The sequence below is a fragment of the Olivibacter sitiensis DSM 17696 genome, assembly GCF_000427965.1.
GTDB lineage: Bacteria > Bacteroidota > Bacteroidia > Sphingobacteriales > Sphingobacteriaceae > Olivibacter > Olivibacter sitiensis.
Genome location: NZ_ATZA01000041.1, coordinates 42,799 through 54,330, shown reverse-complemented (window position 1 = coordinate 54,330; position 11,532 = coordinate 42,799). Strand labels below are relative to the sequence as shown.

Sequence of the window (11,532 nt, the reverse complement as noted above, 5' to 3'; positions counted from 1 at the left end):
GGAGAACGATCAGATTGCCCTTAAAGTGCACCGAAAGGCAAACAGCAAAAGGAAGGACAGTGCAAGCGCGGCATTCATAAAAGAGTATATGAGAAAAAGGGTGGAGACGACCATCAGTGAGATAAAGGGGCTGTTTCTTAGAAAAATCCATGCCGTAACATTTAGGGGATGGATTCTTAAAATATCCCTGTTCATCTTCGCTTTTACATTGAACAAGATTATATAACTAGCAACTTGAATTAATTAATAATGGCAGATGGGAATTTGCTTTTTTTCGAATTTTGGTTCCGCTCACACTTTCTTTTACTGCACTTGCATTATCTGCCAGCCTATCACGTGCTGCAATTCTATCGGTCATCATTCCGACCATTTTTCTGTTAACTTACCGTTATAAAAAAGAAATACTATGTTTCTATAAAAACTTGAAGTGGACGGCCAAAAACATCGCCTTATTTGCCCTATGCATTTGTTTACTATCCATATCGGCAATTGCGACCCTGTATTTAAAAAAGGAATCCGCAGATGGGCGCGTGCTCATCTGGAAGATTGGAAAAAACATATTGCATGAAAACAGATTGTTCGGCATCGGTTTTGGTCAGTTCAAATCAAGGTACATGAACTATCAAGCAGAGTATTTTAAAAATAACTTTTATGCAAATGAGATTAGGCTGGCAGATGACACCAATTATGCATTTAACGAATACTTACAGGCTACCGTTGAAAATGGGTTTATCGGCTTGCTGTTAATGCTATCGATATTATTGACCGTATTATTTGCCAGGACAAAAAAGCGAAATGATTTCAGACATGTAATGCTAAAACTGAATTTTATGAGTAATGAGACTAGTCTTCCCACCTTAGCGAGAGCAGGAATACTTTGTATTGCCATATTTTCTCTTTTCTCGTATCCATCACAAATTTTACCAATCAAAACCAATCTGGTTCTTTTCTTAGCAACTATTGCTAAGTCCCGTCAGCTAGAAAAGGCAGTCTCTACAAACATTCCTAAAAGAGTATTAGAAAAAAAATCGTTTTCTTTAGGGATATCCGCGTTTATAGCGTTGTTAGTACTGGCAAGTTTCGCAACCTTTAAAATCCATTTCTATCAGACCCGATTTCAGCTTTGGAAAGAGGCCCAACATCTGTACAGTTATGAGGTTTATGCCAATTCGATCGTTAAATATGCGGAAGCATATCCCGGACTTAAGCACAATGGTGATTTTCTCACGAATTACGGGAAGGCCCTATTTATGGCAGGCAGACATGAAGAAGCTCTTGAAATACTAAAAGAGGCTGAAAATTTGTTCCCAAACACGGTATCCTGCATCGCAAAAGGCGACAGCTATAAACATTTGGGCAAATACCCTGAAGCAGAGCAAGCATATTTTGACGCATTTTACATGAAACCTAATCGGCTATACCCGAAGTACCTACTGGTAAAGCTATATCAACATTGGAACAAACCTGAAGCGGCCAAATCGTTAGCCGAGGATATTATGAACATGGACATCAAAGTACCTTCCAAAGCGACACTAGAAATTAGGTCCCAGATGGAAAAATACCTGAGAGATAACCAGACCTTAAAGCTACGTTAAGCATCCTGCTCATCTGCCACATCAATTATTCGCCCGATCCAAGTCCAGCAGGATCCATCCCTCGGATTTGAAAAACAGCATGGTACAACGGAATTCTAGCGACTGGTATCTCTAATTTTCGATAACAAAAAAAGGGAATAATTTTTTCTTTAATAATTGTTTTTATAAAACTATATATTTAACTTCGCTATATTCTAAAAATAAAGGAGGTTGAATTTAAGAGACCAAACTTTAACATATCTAGATAGGCATCCACCCATTGGATACTATCTAGCCGCAAAAACAACTATTTTAAAACTAATTATTATCAAGATGAAAAAAACATTAAAGCTTTTAGGATGCGGTGCCGTGCTATCGGTTTTCCTATACAACATGTCTGTCAGTAAAGAAAATAGCATAGGCGATATAGATCTGTCTTCACTTACCAAAATCAACGAGGCAAACGCGGAATGCATATCGAATTCTATGAACAACGGGCATTGCTATGAACTTACCAATAACTGCTATTGGGGGTTGAATTTCTTGCCTCCCTGTGATGCATGGGCAATGTGATGCATGGGCATCTTAGTACCTGAAACGAAGTTTTCGTCAAAATATGCGGGATAATATTCCGCATATTTTCAACAAACATATACCGTATGAAAGTAAATGAACACTTTTTTTTCTTGTTTTTTCCTTTTTTCTTAATTTTCGGTTCCTGCAGTAACGACAGCAGTTTTTCAAATGTAAAAGTGGTTAAAAACCCTTTTGTAGGAAAACTTAGACCTACCCATATCTTAGAAGAAAGTGCCGATGTCATATTTCAACTGGATAGCCTTACCGCGCCGAAAATTGAATATGCCCAATTTTTAGAACTGCCAGACGGCAAGCGGGTACTATCGTTTCTAAACCATTATACTTCCGCTATATACCAGTATGATTATGATACAAGGCAGATAATAAATTCAATTAATATTGGAAGCAATTTGCTGCCTGATTCTACCGAGAAGGTACAGCCTAAAGCATACCATCTTTCTGGACTGGATTCTGTTTATATATACAATCAGGGCAACATGGAATATTTGCTATATAATAAACGGAACAATGACCTAACAAGAATTTCTTTAATTGCGGACCAGGACTTAAGAACAGAACCTTGGTACCTTCAATATCCACAGTATTACCCGCAAGGCACGAACCAAATCGTCAAGATAGGAGATCGAATTTTCTTTTCCGGGCAGACATTTCAAGTGCTCAAGAATGATCTTTTAAAAAACTTCAGATTTGTATCATCAACGAACGTATCAAACGATAATGTCGATTTTCTCTACAACTACCCAGACTCCCTATACGGTTCTAACTACAATTGGGGAGGAGATAAATTTTTTGAGACCTACATGGCCTATAATGCCGATCGGAATATTTTGGTTTTCAGCTTTCCGGTATCACACAACCTATATATCACGGCGCCGGGACAAGATGCATATTCAGCCAGCGAGTTTGCAGGTAGTAACTACATAGAAGACATCCGGTCAATGGCCACAGAAGTCGACAAATTAACCGAGGAGTCGTTAGTGGAGCACACGCTTCGAAGCGACGAATACGCATCGGTCCGCTATGATCCTTATAGGAAAGTGTATTATAGATTTGTAAGGCACGGAATAAAAGATTATTCAAAATCCAGCAAATGGAACGATAAATCGGTTTCGGTCATCATATTAGATGAGAATTTCAAGTATATAGGTGAGAAAAATCTGGGACTTCTCAAGAATTGGTTTATCCAGAATGTCTTTGTTAGCGACGAAGGCCTACATATCGAATACATACCAGACAACCTAGATGAAGAACGTCTCATATACAAAACCTTTAAAATAACCATAAAAGCATGAAAAAATATTTATTTTTATATAGTTTAGTATTATTTGCCGTTGTTATATCATGCAGGCAAAAGACCGAAAACGATGTTGAGAAGGATTACCTGATTTCCTTGGTTGAAAAATTCCCACCCCCTGCAGGTACGGAGTGGTTTATCCTGCTACCAGGAATGGGATGCCATGGATGTATCCAAGAGGCAGAAGCATTTATGAAAGATTTTGTCGACAAAAAAAACATGTATTTTGTGCTGACAAGAGTTGAGTCTTTAAAGATTCTAGAGCATAAAATCGGCGCAAAGGTGAGCGGCCAGAGTAATGTGCGCGCAGATATAGAAAATGAGATAAAAATTCCGACACCGAATATTGTTTATCCATGCATCGTAAAAATTAAAGATGGTCGGTATCAGGAGCATGCATTCCAGTCTCCAAACAGTCCAAGTGCATTCAATAATCTGAGATTGTTGTTGGAGGAGTAAAAATCGGATTGATGAGGATACTTTTTATTGCTTTTTTTATTCAGTTTTACATTTTCCCCGAACATGCGTTCCCTCAATTAAGCAGTAATGAACAGCAGGTATTGGCTGATAATTTTGAGCGTACCTTTCTTGAAAAGGAATTGACAACAACCTGTTATGTTCAGCCTAGCAAGGATATCTACGAGACATCGGAGGATTTGTGGTTCAAGGCCTATTTACTCCATGCACAGGATTTCAGCCCGTCAGCCACAGATACTACCTTGTACGTTCAGCTGATTCCCGTAGACAGCGTAACGCCGGTAGCAGAAGAAAAATTCGTTCTCCTGGGGGGCTTTTCCAGTGGTCATCTGTACCTTGCCGACAGCCTCAGGGAAGGTGATTATTACCTTCGGGCATTCACGAACACCAGTTTCAAAAACGGCAAGGATGACTTTAGGTCCCTTAGACGCATAAGCATAAAGAAATACATTATACCTCAAATAAGGATTGAGGGCAAGTTTGATCACGATAGTTATCGGGAAGGGCAACAGATTACCTTTAACCTGAAATTAACCCGAACGGGTGGCGGCGCGATACCCGGTGTAAAGGCGATCGTTACCCTGGAGAACGGGCCTGTAATGGTCGAACGCAAAGAAGTCACGGCAGATCCGGTGGGAAATGTCGTTGTGTCGTTCGCCGACGGCACCTCGCCGATCGGTTCCCGAATTACTGTAGAGGCCTTAGATCAAGGGGAAGGTAGATCAGCGATCCGGACGTTCGATGTTCCCTACCATCCCGACCAGCTAGACTTTCACTTGTTGCCCGAGGGTGGGCACCTGATAACTGGTGTTAATAATACGGTGGCCTTCAAGGCCACTGACCACAGGGGCATGCCTGTGGAGGTTTCGGGAAAATTGCTGGAAAACGATAGGCCTATCCAAAAATTCAACACAACACATGACGGCATGGGTAGCATGCGTTTTCTCGCACTTGAAGGCCATAGTTACAGTGTCGAGCTGGACACACCTTATACCGACTCCTTATATAAGCTAGGATCTGCCCACCAGGGAATCGCCTTGCATTATGGAGGCACTGGAGAAAAAGGCGCCATGCTTAAGGTATATTCCTCCCCTGGTTCCCAACCGCAAACCGTGTACGTGAGGGGCCAGGTTCGCGGAAAGGTATTCGGCCTTGCCCGTATCCCGCTCAAGGACAGCATCATGCTGGAGCTACCCATATCGGATGCCCCGCAGGGTATTGCAGAGGTGGCGCTATTGGACAGTGCATTCAGACCCTTGGCGGAAAGATTGATATATCTTAACCCTCGGAAACAATTGTATGTTTCGGCCGAGCTTTTGGGATCGGAAAACTTGGGTCTACGCCAAAAGGCCACGGTGAAGATAAAGGTGACCGATGAAGAACAAAGACCCGTGGTTGCCCACCTTGGAATCAGTATCTTCGATAGCCTGTACAGGAACCCGAGAGAGCCGAAAAACATCCTCACCCATTATTACCTGGATAATCAGCTGAAGGGTAGGGTATATAAACCCGACCAGTACTTTGATTTAGGAACACCGGATAGGGAACGGAGCCTTGACCTGCTTATGATGACAAACGGTTGGCGAAAATATAAGTGGAATCCTGAAAACTTCGATGGGGACAGCGGGACTGCGGTGGTGCGCAACACCATTAGAGGAAAGCTCGAAACCAAAAGCAAAAAGAATACCCAGAAGGAATCCGTGGTCCTACAAGTATTCGCGCCCGATAACAGGGAATACCGGCGTTTTATCGTGATAGATTCGTTGGATACCTTCGAGGTGTTACCCGGCGATATGGCCTCGACAAACAATGGGTATCTGTATGTAAAAGCCATGGTTCCCGAGGGAAAAAACGTAGTTATCCAAATTGACAACCCTTTCGTGGCCATCAATGCAGCCATGTCAAACAGAAGATCAAGCTATCCCATCGAACAGAAAGTATCACTTGAAATACTCCCCGTCCCGCGATCCGAAATAGATCGCGGCAGGATAATGCTTAAGGAGGTCAGCATAACTTCGAAGGGTACGGCGTCCTTTAGGGATAAATACCTGGGTTACCTTGATAGCCTCACCAAAGCCGATATGGTCACCGATTTTATAGAGGTCCGGCCACAGGATTCGGCAAACTATAGGACGAGTAACACCAAATTCGTCATGAATAATCCCTTAACCAAACAGGAATGGAGGAGAAAGCCCGTTGAAGGGAAAAGGTATTATATCTTATATTACAAAGGCCAGCCGATAGGAAGTGGAGAGGTGGATTTTGCAAAAGGAGGATTTGTATTTGATGGATCGAGGGAAGTCACTTACCATGGCCCCAAGTTCACGGAGGAGGAGCTGTTAAAAAAGCACAACATGGCCATGCTTAAGGGATACATCTTGCCGCGGGAATTTTTCAGCCCTAACTACTCGGATGATTCATTGTCAGCAGAACCGAAAGAAGATGATTTTAGGAACACCCTCTACTGGAAGCCAAACCTGGTAACCGACAGCAATGGGGAAGTTGTGGTACAGTTCTTTAGTTCGGATATCTCGTCCGGCTTTGTGGGAAGGATAGAAGGCGTTAGCGCTAACGGCCTTTTGGGGAAGGGAGCTTTCGAATTTAACGTTATCCGAAAGAATATCGCGGACTAGTCATCAAACACAGTTAAGTCCATATTGCCTACTCTTTACTTATTTCACAGCATTCACTGAAAATATATTTTCGTCGCCATAGGATAAACTCCAATTCACTTTCCCGATAATAAATGACTCAGGTATAAACCCAGAATATCTTGAGTCGATAGAGTTTGACCGATTGTCCCCAAGCATGAAATAATAGTTGTTTTTAAAAGTGTAGTTTTTGATTCCTTGGCCTAAATGATAATATTTCCCTTTTTTTTCCAAAACAGTCACCTGTTCATGTTCTGCCAATAATCTATTGTATAGTAAATAATTTGCAGAATTCAGGCGGATTGTTGAGTTCCTCCTAGGGACTACTACTGGGCCAAAATTGTCAACAGTCCATTCATCAATTGGGAACGCTGGTAGAAGTTCTGTTTTTGACTCTCCCGTTACTATCTGTATACTATCTAATACCGGCACTTCCTTTATTTTTTCTATTTCCTCAACCGTAAAAAAACCGCTAAAGACGTGATCGTTAACACGTTTAATATCGTTTTGAATGCCAATTCGGGAAAGAAAATGGTACCTTTCCTTATTATTTCGAGTAGTTATTAGATAAAATTGTTTAATGTTTTTTGATGGGCTATATACCTGATTATTTATTTGAACGTTACCTTTCAACATGTTTATCGTATCTCCAGGTAGTCCCATACATCTTTTGACCATAAAAAAATCTTTAGACATCTGATAGACAAACACATCTCCTCTTCTAACGCCGTCTATACCACTAAATTTCAGAGGTTTGCTTTTGCTCTTATCTATGTAGTAAACGTTAGATTCTCCGTCCACAAAAGTACTTTTCCCACGCCGCATAAAACGCGGGCCATATATTAATTTATTTACAAAGATAATGTCTCCCCCCCTAAAGGTATTTTCCATTGACCCGCTCGGAACTCGATATGGTTCTATAACGAAAACCTTTAGGGAAAAAAGTATTAAAAGAAAAAAAAACGCCTTCAGCCCGAATATAAGAAATCGTTGTCTTCTAAGCAGTCGAAACAAAAACAACTCAAAAAACACCAAATAAATTAATACATATAGAAGTATCAGAAGAGACAACCAGAAGAGACCAAAGACCGTTGCTAAGAGTATAATGCAACTGAAAAAGATATAAAATATGAGCTTTCTGAGTTTGCTGTTTTTTTTTCTATTCATCTATAATATTAATCGACCAAAAAAAACGAAAATCAACCTATCAATTGGCAGAAGCTGGATACCTAAAGTCTATAATGGGTCATTTGGTATATTGCATATAGCAAAAGTACCTGCTTTCTGACTTCCATACGTATCCGAGAAGACCACCCAAAGTCACGGTACTAATATCCTAGGGATCATCGTGGTATCGAGAATAAATCTCGTCACCGGGCTGATAGGGTTGTGCTACCAACTGTGGATATCTAATACTATTCACATCGATAAGCCAATCCTGATTGCCATTTTTTAATGCGAAGAACCGAGCATAGTCTACCGGTTGGGAACCTTTTGGTTTTAAAACATAGAACTTGGAATGTGGTACCTGAACGAAATTTAAGACGCTATCCTTTTCGCATTTTTTTGTCTCCAAAGGAATCAGTTTTCCATTTTGCGCCAAAGCGTAAAGTGTATAAAAGCGGTTCTTACGGACATAAGCATCTCTTCCATGATTGATCGCATTAAGTGACATATTTACTCTCTGTTCATTCTTAAATGGCCATATGATCATACCGTCATAATTAAGATAGAAAACAGGAGTATCGTATTGTTCCAATCCTACTTCCGGAAATAAAACTTTATAGAAGATATTCACGCCCATTTTCCCAAAGCGGAAGTTACCCATATCGGATAACGTGGCATATTGAATGGGTATCCAGTTCCCATATGAATAAACACCAAGGTATGCGTGCTTAACGTCTACATTTTTTGGAGGAGTTACTATTACATCCTTAACAACAACATGCCTGTCTGTAACATCAAGAACGTGATCGGATTTCAAAAATTCAATATCAAAATTTGGAAGCTTCCAGCTCTCTTTAACGTCCGCCCATGTACTTTGGGGTTCAAAAGTACGTCGGTATACTTTCGTTACCGGAATATCAAATGGCCTAAATTTAAGCATCCTGTTTGTTTCAGGATCCCAGTGCACTTCAAAGGAATGAGAACCATTTATTCCACCAAAATATGGGATAAAATCTAATCCCATTGGAATTCCAATGGTTCTAGCAAAATAAATACTAAGCTGGGAACCGATATAGCAATTCCCCCTGCCCCATCCTTTTAATTCGTTAAAAGAAGGAATACCTCCGAAAGGGAATGGTTCATCACTGTAATGATACCATTTATCCTGAATGGGCCACAGCTTTTTCTTTATCGTCTTATCGATAAACTTTCGCTTATCTTCAAAATAGGAGGAGTCTACGGCATTGATACTATCACCTAGTTTTTTTAACACTGACTCCCTCCAGTTATCTGGATATTCTGCCCCAATTTTATATGGCAGAACATATTTTAAGAATATAGAATCCGGAACCTCGTTGTGCCAGGGTAAGCTTTTCCAATTTTCACAAACCTGGTGAATGTAATTTTTAATATAGGAGGTATTCAAGATGCTTTCATCCCTATGAACTTCATGCCCGACTTTATATCCTCTATTTAGAAGTTTAGAAATCCCTAAGCTGTCAGTTTCAGAAGTCACATAGACCGTATCTTCACCTTTCACCAAATAGTTTTTGAAAGAGTATAATTTTGGAAGATTAGACTTTAAGTATAGCGTACTTTTATACATCAAATCCTCCCCCAGGAATTCCTCTTCAATAGATTCCCAGTCGATGTTTGAAACGTTATTGCTTTGACAGCAAATAAAAAACAATGATAATGAAAGGACTCCAAAGGATAGTTTTTGAATTTTCACGGGCCACATTATTTATTCAATACTTAGGTTATTTCCGAGTAAAACTGGCTAATAAAGATAATAATTTTCAAGCAATTAACGCTAAAATACCAATTTTTACCATTATGAAAAAACATAATTCTATAATGCGCTATTATTTTTTTTTGAGCGGCCTTAAGCTTGAGCACGAATTCCCTTACGGTAGCCATGTTCGTTGTTAAACATTTGTAAAACATTTTTGGTCAGGTTCAGCAAATTTCCCTGTAGAACTTCACGAAATGCTTACAAATGGGTCAGGTTTTTAGAAGGGCAAATAGGCGCTGGCGCATAAAAAAAGCCCTTTTTAGCTGTAAAAAGGGCTTTTAATCTTCGGGGTGGAATATGGGGCTCGAACCCACGACCTCCTGAACCACAATCAGGCGCTCTAACCAACTGAGCTAAAACCACCGTTTTTTAATTTAGTGAGGCAAAGATACTGCACTTACCCATATCCTGCAAGTATTTTCTATCAATTTTTATACTTTTGCCTAGACGTTCCTATTCATTCTGTTGGCAACAGAAACACAAAAAAGGGAGCTTCTCCTGCAATGAACTGGATATCAGCACAACACAAATTCAAGCAATTCCTACGGTTAGAGCGCTCACTCTCCCAGAACTCCATAGATGCCTACCTGACGGATGTAGATAAGCTAAGACAGTTTAGTGAATTGTATATCCATAAGGATCCGGAGAACATAGAGACCTCCCATATTCGGGATTTCTTGGTATGGATTAACGAGCTCGGCCTGGCGGCATATACCCAGGCAAGGATATTATCGGGCATCAAGGCATTTTATCAGTTCATGATGCTGGAAGAGGCAATCCAAAGCAATCCGGCATATTTAATAGAAGCGCCGCGACTGGGTAGGAAACTACCAGATACCCTCCATCTCACAGAAATAGACCAGCTGTTGGCGGCCATAGACCTCTCCACGCCCGAGGGGACACGCAATAAGGCCATGCTGGAAATCCTCTACGGCTGCGGGCTTCGCGTGACCGAACTGGTAGAGCTGAAACTTTCCAATCTCTTTTTGGAAATCGGCTTTATCAAGGTGACGGGAAAGGGCAACAAGGAGCGTCTCGTACCTATTGGAAACGAGGCCGTCAAATACCTGAACATCTACATCCAAGAGGTACGGGTACATGCCAATATCAAAAAGGGGAAAGAAGATTATGTTTTTCTCAACCGCTTTGGCAGCTCACTTTCGCGTATCATGGTCTTCAACATCATCAAGGATCTGGCCAAGAAAGCGGGTATTAACAAAAGCATTAGCCCCCACACTTTCCGACATTCCTTCGCCACGCACCTTATTGAAGGTGGGGCTGACTTGCGTGCCGTACAGGAAATGCTGGGACATGAAAGCATCACCACCACCGAAATCTATACCCATCTGGACAGGGACTACCTTCAGTCGGTCATTAAATCTTTTCATCCACGTTCGTAACGTATCGCTTTTTTTACTTGCAACTACGATGCGATTAAGATACCTTTGTGTCAAATAAAAAAACAAGTTGCCTAAGAAAAGTCACATATTGCAGTTCATGGCCATCCTCCTGTTGGGGTTGTTTAGCTATATACAAAGCTACCAGCTGGTCCATGCCCTGCACCTAGATCAAGACAAGGTAACACATAATGTTTTGAACGGAAGTGATGACAATGGAAATAGCCAAGACCAAAATTGTCAAATATGCCATTTTCTATTCCATCACCAACATGCCCAAATCATGCCTATGGTAATGGCCATGCAGCAACCTCCTCAAAAGGTAATCGCTGTATTGCCATGCGACTATAGATCCAACACCCAAATTGGATTTATGGAAGAATTTACCAACAAAGCCCCCCCTGTCATTTCTTGCTAGGCTATACGGTAGCTCGAAAGCGCTTTTTCATAAAAAGTGGTTCGCCCATACAGTGGTAATTGCTGTCGTTTACTAGCATTTCATCCAATCTGCATGCATCTTGTTGTATATCCTAGATCGTTCAGCATCGTGCATTTTTACTAAACAACATATGTTCAAAAA

Annotated in this window: 9 protein-coding genes, 1 tRNA gene and 1 pseudogene; 8 read left to right on the top strand and 3 right to left on the bottom strand. The window is 40.8% G+C overall.

The window, feature by feature from the left end:
• From A37S_RS27815 to A37S_RS0117700, 6 genes and pseudogenes are all read left to right on the top strand, one after another.
• A pseudogene (locus tag A37S_RS27815) lies at positions 1-226 on the top strand (IS982 family transposase); the annotation flags it as partial.
• A gap of 55 nt (positions 227-281) precedes the next feature.
• Entirely contained in the window at positions 282-1,595 is a 1,314-nt protein-coding gene (locus A37S_RS0117720; RefSeq protein ID WP_028298155.1) for an O-antigen ligase family protein, read from the top strand.
• A 312-nt stretch (positions 1,596-1,907) separates the two neighbouring features.
• Positions 1,908-2,147 (top strand): hypothetical protein, encoded by a 240-nt coding sequence (locus A37S_RS0117715; RefSeq protein WP_028298154.1) that lies wholly within the window; start codon positions 1,908-1,910, stop codon positions 2,145-2,147.
• 86 nt (positions 2,148-2,233) lie between these two features.
• On the top strand, positions 2,234-3,463 hold the full coding sequence (locus A37S_RS0117710) for a DUF4221 family protein (RefSeq protein WP_028298153.1): 1,230 nt from the start codon (positions 2,234-2,236) through the stop codon (positions 3,461-3,463).
• A complete protein-coding gene (locus A37S_RS0117705; protein WP_028298152.1) occupies positions 3,460-3,924 on the top strand; it encodes a hypothetical protein in 465 nt (154 codons plus the stop codon). The genes A37S_RS0117710 and A37S_RS0117705 overlap by 4 nt, the downstream gene beginning before the upstream one ends.
• Positions 3,925-3,935: 11 nt before the next feature.
• Positions 3,936-6,575, top strand: a complete 2,640-nt coding sequence (locus A37S_RS0117700; RefSeq protein WP_028298151.1) for a hypothetical protein — start codon at positions 3,936-3,938, stop codon at positions 6,573-6,575.
• 39 nt (positions 6,576-6,614) lie between these two features.
• On the opposite strand, the gene lepB is transcribed toward A37S_RS0117700, so the two are convergent.
• From lepB to A37S_RS0117680, 3 genes are all read right to left on the bottom strand, one after another.
• On the bottom strand, positions 6,615-7,760 hold the full coding sequence (lepB, locus tag A37S_RS0117695; protein WP_028298150.1) for a signal peptidase I: 1,146 nt from the start codon (positions 7,758-7,760) through the stop codon (positions 6,615-6,617).
• A gap of 169 nt (positions 7,761-7,929) precedes the next feature.
• Positions 7,930-9,492, bottom strand: a complete 1,563-nt coding sequence (locus A37S_RS0117690) for a hypothetical protein (RefSeq protein ID WP_157278793.1) — start codon at positions 9,490-9,492, stop codon at positions 7,930-7,932.
• 351 nt (positions 9,493-9,843) lie between these two features.
• Positions 9,844-9,919, bottom strand: a tRNA-His gene (locus A37S_RS0117680).
• Positions 9,920-10,058: 139 nt separating this feature from the next.
• Here A37S_RS0117680 and xerD point away from each other — a divergent pair.
• Entirely contained in the window at positions 10,059-10,955 is an 897-nt protein-coding gene (gene xerD, locus A37S_RS0117675; protein WP_028298147.1) for a site-specific tyrosine recombinase XerD, read from the top strand.
• A 67-nt stretch (positions 10,956-11,022) separates the two neighbouring features.
• Positions 11,023-11,370 carry a hypothetical protein gene (locus tag A37S_RS0117670; protein ID WP_157278791.1) on the top strand — a complete coding sequence of 116 codons (348 nt, stop codon included), beginning with the start codon at positions 11,023-11,025 and terminating at the stop codon, positions 11,368-11,370.
• Positions 11,371-11,532 lie beyond the last annotated feature (162 nt).